The organism is Mucilaginibacter frigoritolerans, from assembly GCF_007830615.1.
GTDB lineage: Bacteria > Bacteroidota > Bacteroidia > Sphingobacteriales > Sphingobacteriaceae > Mucilaginibacter > Mucilaginibacter frigoritolerans.
In genome coordinates this window covers 660,645-681,590 of record NZ_VLLI01000001.1, presented here as the reverse complement: position 1 = coordinate 681,590, position 20,946 = coordinate 660,645, and the positions used below count along the sequence as shown (strand labels likewise).

Genomic DNA, 20,946 nt, shown 5'->3' with positions numbered 1-20,946 from the left:
GGAATCAACTATTTTGAAATAATCAAATAATTTATTGCCAGGTCGTAAATCACCTAACAAAGCACCAAAAGTTTAAGACGGTTTATTAAGCAATGAAGTTGGGAGGTTTCCCGGGAGATTTAATATAAGGCTTGCTTAAGTTAAGGGAGATGGGCTTAGTGGTTTGCTTAAGATTTGTGCCGAAAGCAACATAATCGTATTCAAAAGCCTGCAAATTATATTCACTTAAAGTATTTACTTTTTTAGAAACAGGAGCCTCTCCTTTTTTAGTTAAAGGAACATCATTTATTTCTTTAGCTGTGATGATATTTGCATGTTCAAGACGCGTTTTGGTCTCATTGGCTATACAAATAAAGTACATGGTATCACGTGTCATTTTAAGACGTACGTAATTATAATAAGCGTCTTTTAGCTGAATCTGCCCCTCAATAACTTCATAATCATTCCAATCCTGTATAGTAGGCATATTTACAGGGATTTTTATTTCTACAAGTTTTGTGTCATCAATTTTATTATCGAAAATCTGCTTCACCATTTGTACATCCGATTGGTGGATGTAATAACGGTACAACAAGACATATCCACCCAAATTAAATAGGTGAATGCCTAATAGTACAATGGCAAAAATGCGTTTCAAGTAAAATTGGTTCTAAATTGGGCTTATTACAATATCGTAAATGTATATATTAATTTGATTAATAAAAAAAATATTTTTCTACCTGAATTAAAATTTAGAAATATTCTATTTAACAAGCAATTATTTGTTTATCAAATGTTAACACGCACAATGGATATATTTGTAAAGGATTATTTACAATTAAAATATGAATGATTTCTTAGCCGCCCGATCGCAAATGGCCATATCATTAGGCTTTCATATTATATACTCCTGTATCGGTATGGTGATGCCTATGTTTATGGCCGTATCGCATTACAAATGGATAAAAACCGGTGATCATGTTTATAAAAACATTACCCAGGCCTGGAGCAAAGGTGTTGCCATATTTTTTGCCACTGGGGCCGTATCCGGTACAATACTTTCTTTTGAATTAGGTTTATTATGGCCGAAATTTATGGAACATGCCGGGCCTATTTTCGGGATGCCCTTTTCATTGGAGGGAGTTGCTTTTTTTGTGGAAGCTATTGCTTTAGGCTTTTTCCTTTACGGATGGAACCGTTTTAATAAATGGTTTCATTGGTTTACAGGCGTATTAGTTGGAGTAAGCGGTGTTGTTTCGGGCATTTTAGTGGTTTCGGCTAACTCCTGGATGAATAGCCCTTCAGGTTTTGATTATATCAATGGCCAATACACCAATATTGATCCGATAAAAGCCATGTTTAACAGCTCGTGGTTCTCCGAAGCTTTACACATGACCCTTGCTGCATTTATGGCCACAGGCTTTGCTGTTGCTGGCATCCATGCCTTAATGATAGCCAGAAAAAGAAACATTAATTTCCACACCAAAGCTTTTAAAATTGCAATTGTTTTTGGGGCAATAGCAGCCATATTACAACCATTTAGCGGTGATATTTCTGCCAAAAATGCTGCTAAAAAACAACCGGCCAAACTAGCTGCCATGGAATCGTATTTCCACACACAACCTTATTCACCTTTGGTGGTAGGAGGAATACCGGACACCGCTGCTAAAAGAGTAAAGTATGGTATTGAAATCCCCGGTTTGTTAAGCTTTTTAGTAAACGATAATTTTAAACAGCCGGTTAATGCGCTCGACAAAATCCCAGTACAAAATCAACCACCAATAGCTGTTACGCATATCGCTTTCGAAATTATGATAGCGATTGGCTCAGTTATGATGCTTATAGGCATTTTGTACTTTATTGCCCTATGGAAAAAAAGAAGCTGGCTAAATAAAAGGTGGTTTCTAAACTTGTTTATATTATCCACACCATTTGGCTTCATCGCTGTAGAGGCAGGTTGGACCGTCACTGAAGTTGGCCGTCAGCCATGGATTATTCAAGGAGTTATGCGTACCAGCGAGGCTGTAACACCTATGCCTGGTATTCACTATTCATTTTATCTTTTTACTGTGGTTTACTTTACTTTAAGCGTGGCCGTTATATTTTTATTGAGCAGGCAAATAAAAATGGTTCCTAAATTGTACAATCATTAATTTATAGCTTATGTTATATGTTGTAATCTCATTTTTATTTTTGGCGATTGTGCTTTATTTCCTTTTAGGTGGAGCCGATTTTGGTGCAGGCATTATTGAACTTTTCACTTCCGAAGATAATAAATCACGCACCCGCAAAACTAGCTACCAGGCTATCGGGCCGGTTTGGGAAGCCAATCATATGTGGCTGGTTATTGCTGTGGTAATTATGTTTGTTGGCTTCCCGGTAATTTATAGTGACATGTGTACCTATCTGCATATTCCACTACTCATTATGCTTTTAGGAATTACTGCTCGTGGAACAGCATTTGCCTTCAGAAATTATGATGCCATTAAGGGCAAAAAGACTCAGAATTTTTATAACCGTATATTTGTTTACTCCAGTTTTGTAACCCCTTTGTTTTTAGGCATCATTGCCGGAAGTGCCATTTCCAGGCAGATCGATTTACATGCAACTGACTTTCTTTCAGCCTATATTTATGGCTGGTTTAATCTTTTTTCTGTTTCTGTTGGACTTTTTACAGTAGCATTAAGCGGATACCTCGCAGCCATCTACCTAATTGGGGAAGCTGATGACGATAAGGATGTATTACGTTTCATTCGTAAGGCGAAACTTATGAATATACTGGCCGTTATATTTGGTGGTTTTGTATTTATAACAGCTGATCTTGAAAAAGTGCGCCTTGCCTATTTTATCTTCGGCAATCCCGTTAGTCTTGTCGCCGTAATAACAGCGTCAATTTCACTAGTAATTCTCTGGGTATTAATAAACAAGGGAAAACGTAAAATTATAAGAGTATTTGCTGCCTACCAGGTTACGATGATATTGCTTGCTGTTGGCTACATGCATTTCCCCTACTTCATCATGATAAAAGACGGGCAAAACCTTTCCTTATTAACCCTTCACGCCCCAACAAAAACCATTGATACTTTAGGCTGGGGACTCTTTATAGGCAGTTTTATCATACTCCCATCCTTGTTCTATTTATACTATAGCTTTCAAAAAAAGGATGAAATTATTTAGGTAAAATGCAAAATACAAGTAAAATAAGGGGCTTATTACAAGCGACGCACCTTTATATTCCTGAACCAAGCTTCATTGCCATGATCCTGCAATAACAGATGCCCTTCTTTGGCTTCGCCGAAGTTTTTCCAGATTACATATTTGCTTATAGCTACCAGATCACGAAATTCTTTTGATCCCCGTTCATATTCCAATACTTTTACCCCGTTCAGGTAATGCTCCACATGGTTATCAGGATATACCACAATACGGCCGGTATTCCATGCGCCAATAGGATGTACAAAGCGTTCTTGTTTTTTAGCAGGGATCAAATCGTAAAGTGAAGCAAGGGTACGGTCGCCATTGCGGCCAAGCTTGGCATCAGGATGCAATTTATCGTCCAGCACCTGGTACTCAAGCCCTATAGCCGACCCTTTTGTAACTTCAGATAGTGTAACAAAATATTTAACACCACTGTTGGCTCCCGGAGTTATCTTAAATTCAAAAGAGAGATCAAAAGCACCATATAAACTATCGGTAACAATATCCCCACCGCCTGATTCTTCTTTACCTTCTGACGGCAGTACGTGCATTGTTCCATCTGCATAAAGCCACCCCTTTGCCGGAAACGAGGTCAAAGTTACACCACGCCATCCGTTTGCAGTATGGCCATCATATAACAATTTCCAACCATTCGCCACTTCACCAGGCGACAAACTATTGGTAGTATAATTAACTACATAAATATCTTTTGGAAAAGGCTTCGGCACCAAGTTTTTAGTTTGGAGACTTAGGTTTTTAAAATATACTTTTTTACCTGCCCCTTTTATGTTATTTACCGCATGCACCTGCAAACCAATAAAACCTTTTTGATCAACCGTATCTACAACATCAGCAACAGCGGTTCCGTTTATCCATGTACGCATCTCGTTACCTATGCACTCCATTCGAATATGATTATACGTGCCTACTTTAAAAGCATCCTTTGCTTTGGCGTTAAGATCAACCGGATATATCCAATCCCTCCGCCCTTCGTCGTAAATGCCGCCCGACCATTTTCTATCTGACGGATCAATCTCAAACTGTCGCCCGTAAACTTTCCCTTTCCCATTGTTCCCCGTCGGATCAAAATGGCTGCGTACCTGGATACCAGAATTACTAAGAGGGCTTTCAATTTTAACATCCAGCTCCAATATAAAATCACCATATTCCCTTTCCGTCACCAAAAAAGTATTACCGGAATTTAAAACAGACGTACCCACAATGGCACCATTTTCAACAGTATAATCCGCAGTACCGGCCAGACGTTTCCAGCCTTTGAGGGTTTTACCATCAAATAATTCATGGCTGCTTTGCGCTTTGCTTTTTTGAGTGGCGATAAAAATTATAAGCACCAATATAATTACAAAATTCAAGTTGATTTTTTTCATATCTGATATATTCAATAGGCATTAAAACTTTAAAATATCTATTTAGTCCTTTGACTATTTGTTACAGCAAAACCTACACCTTTATTTCCCAACCTGGTTGATAGGTTCTGCTCCAAAGTTGCATCGCTTCCGGATCATTCAGAATATGTCCGTTTGTAGGGTCTATATGCAACAACCTATCCACTCGGTAAGATATATTACCCAATTGTGGCAACAAAGTCGATTTAAATCCGGTCTCAATTGGACAGTTGAGCTGTGCCATACCCCGCACCGAATCAACAAAGTTTTTCATGTGCAAACCGTCTAAAGCCTCAGTGGGGCTTACTTTGTTGGTGGCATCCACAACTGTCTTGTCTTTTACTTCCTTTAAAAATTTGTTATCGCCATCATAAACGGTATAACCATTACCTCCCTGGTAAAACACTGTCCCCTTATCGCCATAGAAAATAACTCCTCTGGCCAGGCCTTCGGTGTTATAGCCATTGCAACTGCGTCCTTCCCATTCGGCAGCAGTATCATTAGGGAAATTGTACAAAATATTTTGCGTATCGGGTGTTTGCCAATCATCCTTAAAATGAAAACGACCGCCGGTAGAAACCACTTTGTTTGGAAAATCAACGTCCAAACCCCAACGTATTACATCCAGCTCATGGGTTCCATTATTTAATGCTTCGCCCGTGCCCCAATTCCAAAACCAGTGCCAGTTATAATGAATCAAGTTGTCTTTATAGGGCATACGTGGTGCGGGGCCCTGCCAAAGCTCATAATCAAGATTTGCAGGAACCGCAACCTCTTTACCTATACCTATACTTGCCCTGTGATTACTATACCAGCCTTTGGCGTAATAAGTGCGCCCTATAACCCCATCGTGCAGTTCTTTTACCATTCCCTGCACATTGTTAAACGAACGACGCTGGCTGCCCATTTGCACCAACCTGCTATATTTTTTTGAAGCAGTTACTGCGAGTTCACCTTCATGCGGATTGTGACTGCAAGGCTTTTCAACGTATACATGTTTACCCGCCTGGCAGGCCATTATGGTGGCAGGCGCGTGCCAATGATCTGGGGCGGCAATAACTATTGCATCAATGTCTTTTTTTTCCAGCAACTTACGGATATCGGTAATTCCTTCTGGTTTTTTCCCGGTGCGCTTGTAAATGTCAGCAACAGTACTGGCAACCACATCTGCGTCAACATCGCATACATAACCAATTTCGGCATTAGGTAACTTAGCAAAGTTTTGGGCCAGGTATAAACCCCTGCTGTGGGTTCCCATCATTCCTATAACTACCTTATCATTGGGCGATCCTCTGAAAAAGCCCGCAGCTTTTCCTATTTGGGGAGCAAGTACAAAACTTGTTCCTGCCACAGAAGCGGCATGAATAAACTTTCTACGATTAATCATTTTTATAATTGGTTTTGGCAAACGGCAAAACGGATTTGTCATTGCTCATTTGCTGCTTTCTATCAAAGTTAATACATAACATCATTAAAAAAAGGTAAAATAGTTTTTACATTGGCATTAATTTTACGTACCAATTAAACCGGCTAATCGAATTATGAAAACTTTATCAGCTTATAAGAAAATACTATTGCTTTTAACCTTTTCAAGCATTACCTTGATGGCAATGGCACAGGATACCAGCTGGACTGAAAAAAGTGCCGCGAAATGGCTGCATAAAAAAGAATGGAAGAATGGTATTAAGCTTGATGTTTTTTCTGCTGTTAACAAAGTAGAATTTGCCCGTCAGTACAACAAGAATAAAGCATTATGGATTAAAGTGTTTACGTTTTTACGCGACAGTGATTTAACCATACTAAAACCTGGAAAATATCCAATTGACGGCGATAATGCATATGCAAGTATAACCGAAGCGCCCTCTAAAGAATTTGATAAAACAACATGGGAATCGCACCGCAAATACATCGATTTACAATACATTATTAAAGGTAAGGAAAAAATTGGAGTAGCACCGGTTTCTAAAGCAACCGTTATAAAACCTTATAACGAAAAAGCAGACGGCGCCAATTATACCACCGACGGACAATTTTATATTGCTGAACCAGGAACATTTTATCTCTTTTTTCCGCAGGATGCTCATCGGCCCAGTATTAAGGTAGATGGTTATGATGTAGTAAAAAAATTAGTAATTAAGATAAAGGTAGCCGAGTGATCAATCGTAACATATTTCGTCATATTTTTATCTGTTTCCATGTCCCTCTTTTAAACAAATAATAACTTAGCGCAGCTGATACAATCTGCGAAATTAAAATGGCTATAAAAATGCCTTTGGGTTCTTTGATATAATACTGACTTAAAAACCAGGCCAATGGTATTTGAAACAGCCAAAAAGCTACAAGGTTAACATATGTTGGTGTACGGGTATCTCCAGCTCCGTTAAAGGCATTGAGCATAGACATACTGATACCAAAAAAAACATAACCTAAACTAACGATGCGGAGCGTTTGCAAAGCATAACGTCTTGCTTGTATATCGCTATTCATGAAATTGACAATCACGGAGCCAAAAAGATAGAAAAAGAGGCTTACTGAGAGCATAAATATAATGATATAGCCTGTTGTTATCCAAACACTTTTTTCAGCGCGATCAGGCTTGCCTGCGCCTAGATTTTGACCAGTTAAAGTGGCGGCAGCGTTACTAAGGCCCCAGGCAGGAAGCAAAAAGAAAATAAGCAAACGGATAGCTATCTGGTAACCGGCCATTGCCGCTTCATGAAAACCCGCCATCAACCTTGCTAAAAATATCCAACTCGCCGAACTTACCAGGAATTGAATAGTACCGGTACTACCAATTTTCACAATCTGCATCAACAACTCTTTATGAGGCCTTAATTGGTGGATGTAAAAATGAAGTAAACCCCGGCGGATAAATAAACGATATAATTGATACAACACTCCGATTCCTCTGCCTGTAGTTGTAGCAATTGCAGCGCCCTTTAAACCAAGCGCAGGAATTGGCCCGAAACCGTAAATCAGTACCGGACATAATATAATATTGGAAATATTGCCAATCCACAAACTACGCATGGCAATACTGGCATCACCAGCCCCCCTAAATATGCCGTTTATAAGGAAAAGCAACATGATTACCACGTTACCTCCATACATAATTTGCGTATAACGAATATTTTCAGCTATCATTTGTTCGTTGGCGCCCATGGCACGCAAAATTGAACCGGCATAGTAAACCCCCGTTATTGAAATAATAACAGAGAGCAGTACTGAAAAAAGGATAGCTTGCATACCTGCATGGGCAGCTTCAAGCAGATTCTTTTCGCCTACGCGCCGGGCTACCAGTGCAGTTGCAGCCATGCTTAAACCCACAGCAATTGAATAAACTATACTTAACACCGATTCGGTAAGACCAACCGTTGCCACAGCCGCATTACCCAGCTTACCCACAAAAAAAATATCTACAACAGCAAATACCGACTCCATCATCATTTCCATAATCATGGGTATGGCCAGTAAAAAAACCGCCCTGCGGATACTACCGACAGTATAATCCTGTTCACTACCAGCTATAGCCTGGCGAAACAAAGAAAAGAAACGTTTTAACTTCAAAATAAATAATGATCTTACACCGCAGACTCTTTTAAGCCCGAAGCTTTTAGCCTTTTATGGTGATAAATGTACGAAACTATTAATATGGCAAAGAAAACCGGAAACAAAGTGAGTCCGTTAAGTGGATCTTTAACAGCTATAAATGAATATACGGCACTGATGAGGTCGAATGTAAAACCTGCATAGGCCCACTCTCTTATTTTAGGGAAACCCGGCACCAAAATAGCTATAACTCCTAACAATTTGGCAACACCTAAATATGCACCAAAATAAGTTGGGTATCCCAGGTGTTTCATAAATGCAACTGACGCTGGTATGTTCATAATACTTGGAATGGCAGACGATAGCATTAAAGCTGCCAGTAAAATTGTAGCAATCCAGTAAATAATGTTGATCTTTTTCATTTTTGTGATTGTTTATTTGGTTTATTTAATTGGTTGATAATACAAAATGACAACGCCCGACTTAAACTGTTTTATGTCAGTAAGTTTCAACTGTTTCCTATTTATATGCCCTGTAAACTCCGGTTTACCGCCCCCCAATATCACCGGATTAACAATTATCCGGTATTCATCAATCAAATTTGCCTGCGTAAGTTGTGATACGATGCTCCCGCTACCCAATATTACTATATCTTTTCCTGGTTTTTCCTTTAGTTTTAAAATTTCTTCTTCCATATTCTCCCCAACCAAAATGGTATTTTGCCAATCAGCTTTTTTCAGGGTTGATGAAAAAACAATCTTCGGCAAACCGTTCATTTTCCCCGCAATAGCCGGGGCATCAGCTATAGCCTGCTCAGTAGGCCAATGGGCTGCCATCATTTCATAGGTAATTCGTCCAAATAAAAGAACATCTGCTGATTGAAGCATAGATTCAGCATATCTAAAGAACTCTTCTTCAACTACCGGCCAGTCAAACTCGCCATTAGGTCCTTCAATATATCCATCAAGCGAAATCAGATTTGATACTAATACTTTTGCCATGATAATAATTTCACTGTTTATATATTTTCTACATAATCTTTCAGCCTTGCAATAGTTTGTTTCTGCCCTTCTTTTGCGCCATGCTTGTTTATAGCCAAGCTATAATCTGTGGCGCTTTCAAACACCATTTTCATAGTTAGTTCTGTTTTGGCATCCTGTTTTTTAAAGGTGATAGTTGCCGTGAATATGGGTGGAGTAACATGTTTAAAGACGATCAGCTCGGGCTTGATAACCTTGCTAAAAATATTCTTGTTTTTATATTCAACGCCATCCGGACCGTGCATTACCAGATCCCACTCACCACCTTCTTTTATCTCCATATGTTGTATAGTAGTAAAAAAACCGATTGGCCCCCACCATTGTGCTATATGTTTAGGGTCTGTCCACACTTCCCACACCAATTCTATAGGTGCATTTAAAATACGGGTAATTGCCAATTCATTATCGGCAGTTTCTTCAGCTGTTTTGGTTATTGCTTCCATAATTTTATTTATTGGTTTACTGTTGCCAAATACTCTTCCAGTTGATCAAAAGTGCCTCCAAAACCCTGGTTCATTGATGGGATACCAGCTTCAAATGTTTTTAATTCTTCTTCCGTTGCATTGTGCGGCCCACCTTTTAACTCTAGTGTAGTTACGCCTTTTTCCTCGGTTAATGTCAGGATATTCATTACCTCCAGCGGCCAGGTAGCACTAAACGGTGCCCGGGTAATATTGCCGTCCTTATCTGAAAATGAATTGATAAATACCATTTTTTCGGGTGCAACTATTTCGACATAAACAAACTTGCCCCACATTTCAAATCCTTCACCTTTCATACAGTATAAAAATTCGCCACCGGGCTCCACATTCAGCCTACTTACTTCAATATTAAATCCTTTTGGACCCCACCATTTGGCTAAATGCTCGGCTTCTGTCCACATTTTAAATACCAGCTCGCGTGGAGCCTTCAGTACACGTTTAATAACCAATGCCGGGGTTATTGTTGTATCATTTTTGTTTTCCATTTTTTTTATTTTTTGATTGTAGTTCTTCTAAATAATTTTCCAGGTTATCCAGTTTATTAGTCCAGAATTTACGGTACTGCTCTACCCATTCGGCAACCTCGTTTAACTTTTCCATTTTCGCCTCACAGTAACGCTCGCGCCCCTCCTGCTTCATCACAATTAATCCGCATTCGGTAAGTATTTTTATATGCTTGTAAATAGCAGTTCTGCTTACATCAAAATGCTCTGCCACTGAGTTTACATTAAGTGATTGATAGGCTATCATACTTAAAATTTCTCGTCTCGTTGGATCTGCTATCGCCTGGAATGTATCTCTCCTCATTATATGTAACCTTTTGGTTTCACAAATATAAATGAAACCTTTTGGTTGCTCAAAATTTTATTTGATTTTTTTTAGGCATACTGATTGGCAGTGTTATGTCTTCTATTTAAATTACACCATCGGGATTTTATACTTATGCTTTTATATTGCAGTTAAGCATCCAATTTATTCCAAACTGATCTGTTAACGCACCGAAAATTGCACCCCAGAATTGTTCTTTTAATGGATCGAGAACTTTGCCCCCAGCTGATAGTTTAATAAAAAAGGTATTTATCTCCTCTTCGCTGCTACAATTTAACGACAGGCTTATATTGGTTCCTTTTATGTAACCTTGTGGCCCAACCATATCTGTAGCCATTAATATCAGCGAGCCATTAGTTAAGGAAGAGTGCAGAATATGATCCTGCATATCAGATGGACATTGCCCTGCCATAGGTGAAGATCCGACAGGCTGAAAGAAAAGCTCACCGCCTAAACATTCTTTATAGAATTCCATGGCTTTACGGCATTCGCCATTAAAGCCAACATAAGCATTAATATTTGTCATAACCTTTGTTTTAATTGATTACAACAAACTTAAATACAATTAATCATTAAAAAAGGTGCCTGGTACGCCAATTAGAGGGGGTGAAAATGACTTTTATAAATACAGTGAAAGATAGAACGAAATTTAGATATTATGCAGTTCAAGATATTCTTCGCCCGTAACCACTTCTTTCAGATTCGGCAATTCATCATCAGTAAATAATCGCGATCTGGTGATAAACCGTAATCCCAGCGGTATCTCGAGCGAGAAACTGGCTCCTCGGCCAGGTACAATATCAATAGTAAGCTGCGTATGCTTCCAGTATTCAAACTGATCACTGCTCATAAAGAAACCGCATCCTTCAATATCTCCTAAATAAACATCATTACTGCCAACTATAAATTCGCCTTTTTCAAAGCACATCGGCTGCGAACCATCGCAACAGCCGCCGCTTTGATGAAACATCAGTTCCCCATGCTCTTGCTTCAATTGTCTGATAACAGCCACCGCTTCGGGGGTTACTGAAACTCTTTCTGTTTGCTTCATTATCTGCTTAATAAAAAAGCACCACAGCTCAAGCCGTGATGCTTTTGGTAGGTATAAATACTGTTAAAAAAATCCGAGTTTCTTCTTATCGTAAGAAATCAACATGTTTTTATTTTGGCGATAATGACTCAACATCATCTTATGTGTTTCGCGACCAAAACCTGATTTTTTATAGCCACCAAACGGTGCGTGAGCCGGATAAGCATGATAACAATTTACCCAAACGCGTCCGGCTTGTATGGCCCTTGGCAATTGATATATTTCATGTGCATCCCTTGTCCAAACACCGGCGCCAAGGCCATAAAGGGAATCGTTAGCAATTTCAATGGCTTCTTCAGGTGTTTTAAAGGTAGTTACGCAAACAACCGGGCCAAATATTTCTTCCTGAAAAACACGCATTTTATTGTGCCCTTTTAAAATAGTTGGCTGAATGTAGTAACCTTCGGTTAAGCCATCCAGGTACTTTTTAGCACCACCTGTAAGCACTTCAGCTCCTTCGTTTTTACCAATTTCGATATAGCTCAAAATCTTCTCATACTGATCCTTTGATGCCTGTGCACCCATCATAGTAGTTGGATCAAGCGGGTTTCCCATTTTGATTTGTTCAACTCGCTCAATTACACGCTCAATAAAACGATCATATATAGATTCATGCACCAGTAGTCTTGACGGGCAGGTACAAACTTCGCCCTGATTTAAGGCAAACATTACAGCGCCTTCCAAACACTTATCAAAGAATTCATCATCCTCATCCATCACACTTGGCATAAAAATATTAGGCGATTTACCACCAAGCTCCATGGTAACCGGGTTCAGATTTTCTGATGCATACTGCATAATTAAACGCCCTGTTGTGGTTTCCCCTGTAAAAGCTACTTTGGCAACACGTGGCGAACTGGCCAATGGCTTACCCGCTTCAGGGCCAAATCCGTTTATCACGTTAACAACGCCGGCTGGCAAAACGTCTTTAATCAAATCCATAAAAAACAAAATGCTTACAGGCGTTTGTTCTGCAGGTTTTAACACTACAGTGCAACCTGCCGCTATAGCTGGTGCCAATTTCCAGGTTGCCATTAATAATGGAAAATTCCACGGAATAATCTGCCCTACTACACCTATAGGTTCATGAATATTAAGCGATACAGTATTAGCATCAAGCTCGCTCACTGTACTTTCTTCGGCACGAATGACACCTGCATAATACCTGTAATGGTCAATTGCAAGTGGCAAATCAGCAGCCATCGTTTCGCGGATGGGTTTGCCGTTATCAATAGTTTCAACCGCGGCCAAAAGGTTGAGATTTTTCTCCATAATATCGGCAATCTTTAGCAAAACATTGCTTCTTTCGGTTGGCGAGGAATGCGACCATGTGGCAAATGCCTTATGTGCGGCATCTAAAGCCAGTTCAACATCTTCTTTTCCGGAACGCGGCACCTTTGTAAATGATTTCCCGTCGATAGGCGATATACTTTCAAAGTATCCGCCCTTAATTGGTGCCTTCCATTCGCCCCCTATAAAATTATCGTAATGATCTTTAAATGCAGGTCGTGCAACAAGTTGTTGTTCTTCTAATTGGGTTTCCATGTGGTTTATATATTTTAATAATTGGTATGGTAAATTTATTGAAGTGTAATTAGCGACTTATGCAGTATCGTATCAGTTTTATGCATTAAAATATTAATGTGATAGTGTCGTTTTATTTGTAACTTTATTTTAACCAATTTACCGCCAACTACTAAGACAATTTCTTTTACAGCTAAGTAAGAAAAGGTTATGCAGCGCAATTATAAAACCAAATTACTGCCCCTAAAACACGAAAAGGATTTATTGACACTGGTGGAGAACCGGTCGGTTTATACTATGCAACATTGCGAGCTGAATGTTTTTGAAACGCATAAACAATCTGAAAAAGTAAAGTTGGTTTTTGATGATATGGTTTTAACCTCCATGCTGCGTGGAAAAAAGGTGATGCATCTTTTTGGTACCGAAACGTTTGATTATTTACCAGGCGAATCAGTAATAGTACCCGAACATGAAGAAATGGTGATTGATTTTCCGGATGCTAATGGCGAAAACCCGACTCAATGTATTGCTCTTGCCCTGCAAAGTGATATTCTTCAGGATACCATGCACCTGCTTAACGAAAAATACCCTAAAACCGAAAAGGCAGACAGCTGGAAAATTGATCTGTCATGCTTTCATCTGCAAAACACTTATGAAATTGCCTCTACAGTTGACAGATTATTAAGTATCAGCACCGAAAATATTTCGGCAAAAGACGTACTGGTAGATTTTACCTTAAAGGAATTACTGATCAGACTGATGCAAACCCAGGCCCGGCAATTGATATTGGATAGTTATCACAAACATACCAATACCAACCGTTTTGCTTATGTCGTTGAATTTATAAAGGCGCACATTCACGAGGAGATCACCATTGATAAACTAAGCGGCTTGTGCTGTATGAGCAAGCCAAACTTCTTCCGTTGCTTTAAGCGTGAATTTGGTATTAGCCCGGTCGATTTTGTGATACATGAACGTATAAAAGCAGCAAAAAAACTGCTTAAGGATATAAATATTACTATTAGCCAGGCATCATATGCTGTGGGGATAAATAATCTGAGCTATTTCTTCAAACTATTTAAACGCGTTGAAGGCATAACGCCAAACGAATTCCGTAAAAATCTAGTTGCCAACTATTAGTTCAACAGCTCAAAACACTGGTTAACAATTTCCAATTCTTCATTGGTTGGCACCACTAAAATTTTCACCTTTGATTCCAGTTTGTTGATTTCCCTGGTTTCACCTGACCTGATTTTGTTTTTATCCTTATCAATCTGCAAGCCCAGATATTCCATATTAGTACAAACTAATTCCCTTACCAAAGCATCGTTTTCACCCACTCCGGCTGTAAAAATAATGGCATCCAATCCGTTCAATGCAGCAGCGTAAGCACCGATGAACTTTTTTATGCGATAAGCATACATATCATAAGCAAGCTTAGCATTGGCATTACCCTCATTTATCGCTTTAGTAATATCACGCATGTCGCTAAAACCGGTTAGCCCCAGCATACCGCTGCGTTTATTTAACAGAGTACTCACCTGATCAATATCATATCCTAATTGATTAACCAGGTAAAAAATAACGGTTGCATCAATATCGCCAGAACGGGTACCCATTATCAATCCGCTCAACGGCCCAAACCCCATACTTGTATCGATAGATTTACCATCATTAATAGCCGCCGTGCTACAGCCATTTCCTAAATGAATACTGATAAGCTTCAAACCTTTTTTGTTTAAAAATATTTCAGCCTGATGAGACACATATTTATGGCTGGTACCATGAAAACCATATGTCCTTATATTATAATCTTTGTAATAGGAATTAGGTATTGCAAATCGATAGGCTTCCGGAGGCATGGTTTTATGAAAGGCCGTATCAAACACTGCAATCTGGGTAGCTGCCTTAAAAATCTTCTCAGCAACCTCAATCCCTCTGTATCCCGCTGGATTGTGTAGAGGTGCCAATTGAAAAGTTTGTTTTAATTTTTCTTTTACTTTGGGAGTGATAATAGTTGGTTCAGTAAATGCTTCGCCACCATGTACTATGCGGTGACCAACGGCTTTTATCTCATCAGCATTTTCAATTACGCCTATTTTTTTGTCTATGAGCAAATCATTCACCTCTTTTAAACCAACCTCATGGTCATGCACCTCCAGGTTATATTTGAAAGTTTTTTCTTCGCCGTGGATAAAGGTTTTATGGGTGATAATACCTTCCTCCAATCCAATTCTTTCCACCAAACCACTACAAACAGGTTTGGTGGATGGCATTTTAAACAACTGATATTTAATAGAGCTACTGCCCGAGTTAATAACAAAAATATTCATCTAAAGGATGTTTTATACAAATTATGAATTGTCCTGGCACTGAATGGCAGTAATAATTACGGTATTAAAGATATCGTCAATGGTACAGCCTCTGCTTAAATCATTAACTGGTTTATTTAAGCCCTGCAACATTGGGCCTATGGCTAATGCGCCGGTTTCCCGTTGCACAGCTTTATAAGTATTGTTACCGGTATTCAGATCCGGAAAAATCAAAACACTCGCCCGACCTGCTACTTCCGACCCGGGCAGCTTACTGCTACCTATTACAGGGTCAACGGCGGCATCGTATTGTATGGGGCCTTCGACTTTTAAACCGGGACGTTTTAACCGTACAATTTCTGTAGCCTTCCGCACTTTCTCCACATCCTCCCCTTCACCCGATGTACCTGATGAATAAGAAAGCATTGCCACCCTTGGCTCTATACCAAACCGTTTGCTGCTTTCTGCCGATGATATGGCTATTTCTGCAAGTTGTTCTGCTGTTGGGTTGGGATTTACAGCACAATCACCAAAAACAGACACCCTATCGGGCAAACACATAAAGAATATGGATGAAACAACCGAAATTCCTGGTTTTGTTTTGATAAACTGCAATGCCGGTCGTATCGTATGTTGTGTAGTGTGTACCGCACCAGATACCATCCCATCGGCGTGCCCCTTATAAACCATCATCGTTCCGAAATATGACACATCGGTCATCATATCACGGGCCATTTCCATATTTACATTTTTATTTTTACGGAGCTCATAAAGGGTATTTACATAATCATTGTAATACACATCGTCTGCCGGATTTACTATTTTAACTTTAGTTAGATCCAAATTGATATCTAATCGTTTAATAATTCCATGAATTTCATTAACATCACCCAAAAGGGTTAAATCAACAATATCCTGGCTTAACAAACGGGCTGCTGCCTTTAATATCCTTTCGTCGGTACCTTCAGGCAGTACAATGTGTTTTTTAGCACTCTTTGCCCACTGCACCAATTGATACTGGAACATTCGCGGTGTGATACCTGATGGTTTGAATTTGATAATTTGTTTATCCAGCTCAGCAACATCGATGTATTTATTAAAGGTATCTATGGCCAGTTGAATCTTCTTAGTATTATCAGCAGTAATGGTTGACCTTATCGCCCCTACTTCATTGCTGGTTTGAAAAGTACCCGACTCTACAGCAATTATTGGGACAACCGTTTGCAAACCATTTATAAGCCTTATAATCGGTTCTTCCGGTTCGTAGCCTGCTGTGAGTATAATACCGGCCACTTTGGGGTAACTGGTTGATAAATTAGCCTGCAATGCACTAATAATGATATCTCCACGGTCGCCAGGCGTAATGATTACCACATTTTCTTTTAAATAATTTAAAAAGTTGGGGACCTGCATTGCCCCTGTAACAAAATTATCGGCCAGGTTGGAAAGATGATCCTTACCAAAAAGTAATTTCCCGTTAAGCCGGGTGCAGATCTCTTTCATGGTAGGGCTTTGCAGCCTTATATCTTCCTGTATTACTGTCAATAATATTCCGGGAGAAAGTTGCTCTTTCAAAAGCTCTTCAACATCCTTTGCAAACTCCGGCTTAATTTTGTTGGCAACAACTGCCAGCACCTGGGTTTCGCGTGCATCAAAATTGTGAATAGCTGTAAGCACTCCATTAACTATCTGTGCTGTAGACTTATCCTTACCTGATATAACAATGATAACCGGCGCACGAAGGTTTTTAGCGATCTGTACATTAATATCGAATTCAAAAGCAGCCCCGTCACCAAGGTAATCAGTACCTTCAACAACAGTAAAATCGTATTTTTCTTCTAAATATTTAAATTTACGAATGATGGTATCTAGCACTTCACCTTCGCTTTCTGTCTCCATCTTACTCATTGCTTCCTGCCAGGTAAATGCATAAGCATCATCATAAATCACAGGTAAATCAAAATAACTTAAAATAGTATCAATGTGGTCATCTCTTTTTTGAGTATCATTTTGATTTATGATGGGTTTGAAATAACCTATTTTTTGAGCCTTACCCAAAAGCATATTTACCAAACCAATAGATATAATAGATTTCCCGCTATAAGGTTCTGTACTGGCAATAAAAACAGTCTTTATCATCCTTTGATTTTAAAAATCTTAAAGTAAACAAATATGGTAAACAGAAGCGTTTGATCTTTCTTCAATTAACAAATCAAAAATATCATTTTCGGATGCATTGTTAGCACTTAAAACTTCAAACATTGCCAGTAATTTATCTTTAACAGTATCATTTATAAAGATTAGGTGTAATCAAAAAATGATTTAACTTTAAAAGTTTTAAAGTTTGTTTTTTCATAGTACTGTGAAGCTTCAATACAAACACATCCTGTATTCGTAAAAGAGTATAAAAATGACTGAAACAAACAAAATTTAACAATTTTTAAGAAATGATATTGATACTAATACAATCCTTCATACGTTTGCATAACCGATGCATTTAACATCTGGCTATGATCATAAATCAAAAAAAGAAAACAACCCCGCACAATAACATGAAAAAAACACTTACTATTTTAACGTTACTGGTTTCATTTATATCTTTCAAAGCAAGCGCACAAGATGACCTTCCACAACAACTTAAAAGTTATTTAAGTTTTCAGGGCGGTATATCAATGCCGGGGGGTAATTTTGGTAAATCTGATTATTATAATAATAGTGCCGGTTATGCCAAAAATGGTGCTGTTTTTGGGTTCGATGCTGCAGTTTATATATATAAAAACTTTGGTATTGGCGCAACTTTTACCTTTCAGGATCAGGGTGAGCTTACAACCAATGACGCTACAAACCTTTCAAACGGATACAATAGCAGTTTTGTAAAAGAGTCGACCACTGTTACAGCACAAGGCCGCTACCACAGCAGCTTTTTAATGCTTGGCCCACAATATTCTTTTGTGATCAAAAAATTCATTCTTGACCTTAGAGCATCAGCTGGTATAATGAAAAGTTGGTCAACACCTATTACCGATGTTGAGTTTGATACCTCAACCACAGATAATATTGAACCTCAGCAACTTTCTTCAACTGCAAGAGCTTTTGTTTATGGCGGAAGCGCAGGACTTCGTTATAGCCTGAGTGATAGCTGGGATATTGGTTTTAAGTTAAACTATGTTAACTCAGATGGAATTGCCATTCAAAATTCTGATAACCCAGGTACAACCGGACGTTTGGTAACTAAACAACCTATAACTGTTTTACAATCAACATTAGGTATTACCTTACATTTATAAAAAACATTCTGAATTATTTTTGGATTTAGTTTATTTCTGATAATTTTAACAACAACCAGTTAAAATTAAATTATCCTGAAAAAACTAATTGCCATATCATTTTTATGCCTGCAGCTGTTCAGCATCTGTGGGCATATTTTGTTATATCAGTACTTTGTTTATCAGTCCGACAGGTTTTTTAATGAACAAATAAGTAAAAATAGGTATAACGTAAGTGATCTTGTTGAAATAAAAGTCCCAATTCATACTTCTGCAGCGCAAAACTGGAAAAGATACGAATCAATAAACGGCCAGGTACAGTTTAAAAATACTTGTTATAATTATGTAAAGCTCAAATTAACCGCTGATACCATTTATCTAAAATGTATCCCCAATTATGAAAAAACAAGGTTATTTAATCAGAATATTATCAATGCCAAAGCAATAGCTGATATTCCGGTAAACAAAAACAGTCACGTCCCCTTCGGAAAAGTGAATTTTTCGATCACTTACAACGCTACGGCAAGTATATTTAATTTTAATCCCCCCCTTGCTATTGCTAATTCAATAAATACGCATATCTGTTGTTATATCATTGAACATTCTATTCCCCTTCCAGAGCACCCCCCCAAAGAACTAAATCCAACATCGTGTTAATTAACTACTTTTTACAACAGACCTATATTCAGACTAAAACTGAATTCAACAACTATTAATATACTGATGTCGAATTTAAATCTTCAACACAAAATACATTATACATTACGCTTTGCTACAGCCATGTGTTTTATTGGCCACGGTTCATTTGGCATAATTACCAAACCTATATGGGTTAATTACTTTGCCGTTTTTGGTATTGGTAAGGTGATGGCCTATCAGCTGATGCCGGTATTAGGTCTGTGTGATATAATTCTGGGCATTATTATCTTAATATACCCTTTAAGGATAATCCCTTTATGGCTGGTTTTATGGGGAATTGTGACAGCCCTGCTCCGTCCCTTATCCGGCGAGCCATTTGCTGAATTTATTGAACGTGCGGGAAATTTTGGCGCACCAATGGCACTTTTGATATTTTCTGGTGGTGTTCAATTCAATTTAAAAAGCTTGTTTACTCCTATTTCCCCTTCTGCCCAACCCGATGAAAAAACACTTAAACAGGTTGTTCTTTGTTTGAGGTTTGTAGTTTTTCTGTTACTGGCCGGGCATGGTTGGTTAAACCTGATAGAGAAGAAAGGCTTGATTAGTCAATATTCGATGCTTGGTTTTACTAATCCACAGGGCACAGCAACATTAATTGGAGCACTTGAAATTGCAGCAGCAATCATTGTATTGATTAAACCAGTAAGATCCATATTAATCGTTTTTCTTATCTGGAAAATGGCCAGTGAATTATTTTATCCTCATTATGAAATATTTGAATGGGTAGAACGTGGAGGCAGTTATGGAGCCATTTTGGCTTTGTGGTTCGCCCTGGGAATGGAGAAAAAACCATCCGGATCTATAAAAGATATAGCTTCATATTTAACGAAAAACAAACAACCGGCAAACGGACACTAAACTAAAAACCCCTTAGTCAATTTGATTGAGGGGTTTTTAATATTTATTCTTTACAGGGAGGCTCCGCAATTCCTATTTTCTTTTCTATCCTTTTATCCGGAATAAACCAGATACAGGCCACCAAAATGTACAATCCAATACTTATCTTAGAATTAAGCCATGAAAAAGCGATAGCAACGGCATAAATAACAATAGAAATATTCCCTTTCCTATCCTTTCCAATGGCTTGGGCCAACAAAGAGTTTTTACCGTGATGCCTGATTAGTGTGAATATTAAAATTGCATAAGCTATGGCATTCATTAAAAGAACTATACCATAACAGATAACCGGCCATAGAGCAAAATGGTTTTCGCCCATCCATGCTGTAACAAAAGGAATAAGAGAGAGCCAAAACAGCAAATGCATATTTGCCCACAATATGGTACCGTTTACCGATTCAACAACCTGCACAGTATGATGGTGATTGTTCCAGTAAATGCCCACATAAATAAAACTAAGGATGTAACTTAAAAAAACGGGATATAATAAAAGCAGGGAGGCTATATCCGCCTTTAAAGGCACTTTTAACTCTAAAACCATAATGGTAATAATTATAGCAATTACACCATCGCTAAAAGCTTCTAAGCGTCCTTTTTCCATAACATTCTTTATACAAAGCACTAATTATAGCCATAAAAATACAAAACTGCACTATAAATGCAGTTCGTAATTCAA

General features: G+C 38.5%; 22 protein-coding genes. 7 read left to right on the top strand and 15 right to left on the bottom strand.

The genetic code is table 11. The features are described 5' to 3' along the window. Positions 1-85: 85 nt before the first annotated feature. Complete coding sequence (locus JN11_RS02860; RefSeq protein WP_144909424.1) at positions 86-637, bottom strand: hypothetical protein; 552 nt, start codon at positions 635-637, stop codon at positions 86-88. A 187-nt stretch (positions 638-824) separates the two neighbouring features. Between JN11_RS02860 and JN11_RS02855 the strand changes: the two genes are divergently transcribed. Together JN11_RS02855 and JN11_RS02850 are read left to right on the top strand one after the other, a co-directional pair. Next, entirely contained in the window at positions 825-2,132 is a 1,308-nt protein-coding gene (locus tag JN11_RS02855; protein ID WP_144909422.1) for a cytochrome ubiquinol oxidase subunit I, read from the top strand. Positions 2,133-2,142: 10 nt separating this feature from the next. After that, positions 2,143-3,156, top strand: a complete 1,014-nt coding sequence (locus tag JN11_RS02850) for a cytochrome d ubiquinol oxidase subunit II (RefSeq protein WP_144909420.1) — start codon at positions 2,143-2,145, stop codon at positions 3,154-3,156. A gap of 35 nt (positions 3,157-3,191) precedes the next feature. On the opposite strand, the gene JN11_RS02845 is transcribed toward JN11_RS02850, so the two are convergent. Together JN11_RS02845 and JN11_RS02840 are read right to left on the bottom strand one after the other, a co-directional pair. Next, on the bottom strand, positions 3,192-4,565 hold the full coding sequence (locus JN11_RS02845; protein ID WP_144909418.1) for a 3-keto-disaccharide hydrolase: 1,374 nt from the start codon (positions 4,563-4,565) through the stop codon (positions 3,192-3,194). 73 nt (positions 4,566-4,638) lie between these two features. Continuing rightward, positions 4,639-5,970, bottom strand: coding sequence for a Gfo/Idh/MocA family protein (locus tag JN11_RS02840; RefSeq protein WP_144909416.1), 1,332 nt, complete (start codon positions 5,968-5,970; stop codon positions 4,639-4,641). Between the two features lie 154 nt (positions 5,971-6,124). Here JN11_RS02840 and JN11_RS02835 point away from each other — a divergent pair, with 154 nt between their 5' ends. Further along, complete coding sequence (locus tag JN11_RS02835) at positions 6,125-6,739, top strand: YhcH/YjgK/YiaL family protein (RefSeq protein ID WP_144909414.1); 615 nt, start codon at positions 6,125-6,127, stop codon at positions 6,737-6,739. Between the two features lie 19 nt (positions 6,740-6,758). Here JN11_RS02835 and JN11_RS02830 read toward each other — a convergent pair whose 3' ends face one another. From JN11_RS02830 to JN11_RS02790, 9 genes are all read right to left on the bottom strand, one after another. Beyond that, on the bottom strand, positions 6,759-8,150 hold the full coding sequence (locus tag JN11_RS02830) for an MATE family efflux transporter (RefSeq protein ID WP_246138927.1): 1,392 nt from the start codon (positions 8,148-8,150) through the stop codon (positions 6,759-6,761). A gap of 14 nt (positions 8,151-8,164) precedes the next feature. Next, positions 8,165-8,554: a DoxX family protein gene (locus JN11_RS02825; protein WP_144909410.1), complete on the bottom strand. Its 390-nt coding sequence runs from the start codon at positions 8,552-8,554 to the stop codon at positions 8,165-8,167. A gap of 21 nt (positions 8,555-8,575) precedes the next feature. Then, entirely contained in the window at positions 8,576-9,133 is a 558-nt protein-coding gene (locus JN11_RS02820; protein WP_144909408.1) for a dihydrofolate reductase family protein, read from the bottom strand. 17 nt (positions 9,134-9,150) lie between these two features. Next, positions 9,151-9,615, bottom strand: coding sequence for an SRPBCC family protein (locus JN11_RS02815; RefSeq protein WP_144909406.1), 465 nt, complete (start codon positions 9,613-9,615; stop codon positions 9,151-9,153). A gap of 8 nt (positions 9,616-9,623) precedes the next feature. Beyond that, positions 9,624-10,139: an SRPBCC family protein gene (locus tag JN11_RS02810; RefSeq protein ID WP_144909405.1), complete on the bottom strand. Its 516-nt coding sequence runs from the start codon at positions 10,137-10,139 to the stop codon at positions 9,624-9,626. Then, entirely contained in the window at positions 10,123-10,461 is a 339-nt protein-coding gene (locus tag JN11_RS02805) for an ArsR/SmtB family transcription factor (protein WP_144909403.1), read from the bottom strand. Before JN11_RS02805 ends, JN11_RS02810 begins: the two co-directional genes overlap by 17 nt. A gap of 133 nt (positions 10,462-10,594) precedes the next feature. After that, positions 10,595-11,008: a VOC family protein gene (locus tag JN11_RS02800; protein WP_144909401.1), complete on the bottom strand. Its 414-nt coding sequence runs from the start codon at positions 11,006-11,008 to the stop codon at positions 10,595-10,597. Positions 11,009-11,131: 123 nt separating this feature from the next. After that, positions 11,132-11,533, bottom strand: coding sequence for a DUF779 domain-containing protein (locus tag JN11_RS02795; protein WP_144909399.1), 402 nt, complete (start codon positions 11,531-11,533; stop codon positions 11,132-11,134). Between the two features lie 63 nt (positions 11,534-11,596). Beyond that, positions 11,597-13,117, bottom strand: a complete 1,521-nt coding sequence (locus JN11_RS02790) for an aldehyde dehydrogenase family protein (RefSeq protein WP_144909397.1) — start codon at positions 13,115-13,117, stop codon at positions 11,597-11,599. A 189-nt stretch (positions 13,118-13,306) separates the two neighbouring features. Between JN11_RS02790 and JN11_RS02785 the strand changes: the two genes are divergently transcribed. After that, on the top strand, positions 13,307-14,236 hold the full coding sequence (locus JN11_RS02785; protein ID WP_144909395.1) for an AraC family transcriptional regulator: 930 nt from the start codon (positions 13,307-13,309) through the stop codon (positions 14,234-14,236). Here JN11_RS02785 and JN11_RS02780 read toward each other — a convergent pair. Both JN11_RS02780 and pta read right to left on the bottom strand, forming a co-directional pair. Further along, a complete protein-coding gene (locus JN11_RS02780) occupies positions 14,233-15,429 on the bottom strand; it encodes an acetate/propionate family kinase (protein WP_144909393.1) in 1,197 nt (398 codons plus the stop codon). The two genes, JN11_RS02785 and JN11_RS02780, sit on opposite strands and share 4 nt — an antisense overlap. A 21-nt stretch (positions 15,430-15,450) precedes the next feature. Then, entirely contained in the window at positions 15,451-17,547 is a 2,097-nt protein-coding gene (gene pta, locus JN11_RS02775; protein ID WP_144909390.1) for a phosphate acetyltransferase, read from the bottom strand. Positions 17,548-17,918: 371 nt separating this feature from the next. On the opposite strand from pta, the gene JN11_RS02770 reads away from it, so the two are divergent. The 3 genes from JN11_RS02770 to JN11_RS02760 all read left to right on the top strand — a co-directional run bounded on the left by JN11_RS02770 (position 17,919) and on the right by JN11_RS02760 (position 20,231). Beyond that, on the top strand, positions 17,919-18,695 hold the full coding sequence (locus tag JN11_RS02770) for an outer membrane beta-barrel protein (RefSeq protein ID WP_144909388.1): 777 nt from the start codon (positions 17,919-17,921) through the stop codon (positions 18,693-18,695). A 138-nt stretch (positions 18,696-18,833) separates the two neighbouring features. Further along, positions 18,834-19,331: a hypothetical protein gene (locus JN11_RS02765; RefSeq protein WP_144909386.1), complete on the top strand. Its 498-nt coding sequence runs from the start codon at positions 18,834-18,836 to the stop codon at positions 19,329-19,331. Positions 19,332-19,397: 66 nt separating this feature from the next. Beyond that, positions 19,398-20,231, top strand: a complete 834-nt coding sequence (locus JN11_RS02760; protein ID WP_144909384.1) for a hypothetical protein — start codon at positions 19,398-19,400, stop codon at positions 20,229-20,231. 43 nt (positions 20,232-20,274) lie between these two features. On the opposite strand, the gene JN11_RS02755 is transcribed toward JN11_RS02760, so the two are convergent. Next, on the bottom strand, positions 20,275-20,871 hold the full coding sequence (locus tag JN11_RS02755) for a TMEM175 family protein (protein ID WP_144909382.1): 597 nt from the start codon (positions 20,869-20,871) through the stop codon (positions 20,275-20,277). Positions 20,872-20,946: the final 75 nt, after the last annotated feature.

What these genes read in the sequence shown, in the direction of transcription:
- JN11_RS02855 (WP_144909422.1), top strand. Translation starts at nt 825, where the DNA reads ATGAATGATTTCTTAGCCGCCCGATCGCAAATGGCCATATCATTAGGC.
- JN11_RS02850 (WP_144909420.1), top strand. Translation starts at nt 2,143, where the DNA reads ATGTTATATGTTGTAATCTCATTTTTATTTTTGGCGATTGTGCTTTAT.
- JN11_RS02845 (WP_144909418.1), bottom strand. Translation starts at nt 4,565, where the DNA reads ATGAAAAAAATCAACTTGAATTTTGTAATTATATTGGTGCTTATAATT.
- JN11_RS02840 (WP_144909416.1), bottom strand. Translation starts at nt 5,970, where the DNA reads ATGATTAATCGTAGAAAGTTTATTCATGCCGCTTCTGTGGCAGGAACA.
- JN11_RS02835 (WP_144909414.1), top strand. Translation starts at nt 6,125, where the DNA reads ATGAAAACTTTATCAGCTTATAAGAAAATACTATTGCTTTTAACCTTT.
- JN11_RS02825 (WP_144909410.1), bottom strand. Translation starts at nt 8,554, where the DNA reads ATGAAAAAGATCAACATTATTTACTGGATTGCTACAATTTTACTGGCA.
- JN11_RS02820 (WP_144909408.1), bottom strand. Translation starts at nt 9,133, where the DNA reads ATGGCAAAAGTATTAGTATCAAATCTGATTTCGCTTGATGGATATATT.
- JN11_RS02815 (WP_144909406.1), bottom strand. Translation starts at nt 9,615, where the DNA reads ATGGAAGCAATAACCAAAACAGCTGAAGAAACTGCCGATAATGAATTG.
- JN11_RS02810 (WP_144909405.1), bottom strand. Translation starts at nt 10,139, where the DNA reads ATGGAAAACAAAAATGATACAACAATAACCCCGGCATTGGTTATTAAA.
- JN11_RS02805 (WP_144909403.1), bottom strand. Translation starts at nt 10,461, where the DNA reads ATGAGGAGAGATACATTCCAGGCGATAGCAGATCCAACGAGACGAGAA.
- JN11_RS02800 (WP_144909401.1), bottom strand. Translation starts at nt 11,008, where the DNA reads ATGACAAATATTAATGCTTATGTTGGCTTTAATGGCGAATGCCGTAAA.
- JN11_RS02795 (WP_144909399.1), bottom strand. Translation starts at nt 11,533, where the DNA reads ATGAAGCAAACAGAAAGAGTTTCAGTAACCCCCGAAGCGGTGGCTGTT.
- JN11_RS02790 (WP_144909397.1), bottom strand. Translation starts at nt 13,117, where the DNA reads ATGGAAACCCAATTAGAAGAACAACAACTTGTTGCACGACCTGCATTT.
- JN11_RS02785 (WP_144909395.1), top strand. Translation starts at nt 13,307, where the DNA reads ATGCAGCGCAATTATAAAACCAAATTACTGCCCCTAAAACACGAAAAG.
- JN11_RS02780 (WP_144909393.1), bottom strand. Translation starts at nt 15,429, where the DNA reads ATGAATATTTTTGTTATTAACTCGGGCAGTAGCTCTATTAAATATCAG.
- pta (WP_144909390.1), bottom strand. Translation starts at nt 17,547, where the DNA reads ATGATAAAGACTGTTTTTATTGCCAGTACAGAACCTTATAGCGGGAAA.
- JN11_RS02770 (WP_144909388.1), top strand. Translation starts at nt 17,919, where the DNA reads ATGATCATAAATCAAAAAAAGAAAACAACCCCGCACAATAACATGAAA.
- JN11_RS02760 (WP_144909384.1), top strand. Translation starts at nt 19,398, where the DNA reads ATGTCGAATTTAAATCTTCAACACAAAATACATTATACATTACGCTTT.
- JN11_RS02755 (WP_144909382.1), bottom strand. Translation starts at nt 20,871, where the DNA reads ATGGAAAAAGGACGCTTAGAAGCTTTTAGCGATGGTGTAATTGCTATA.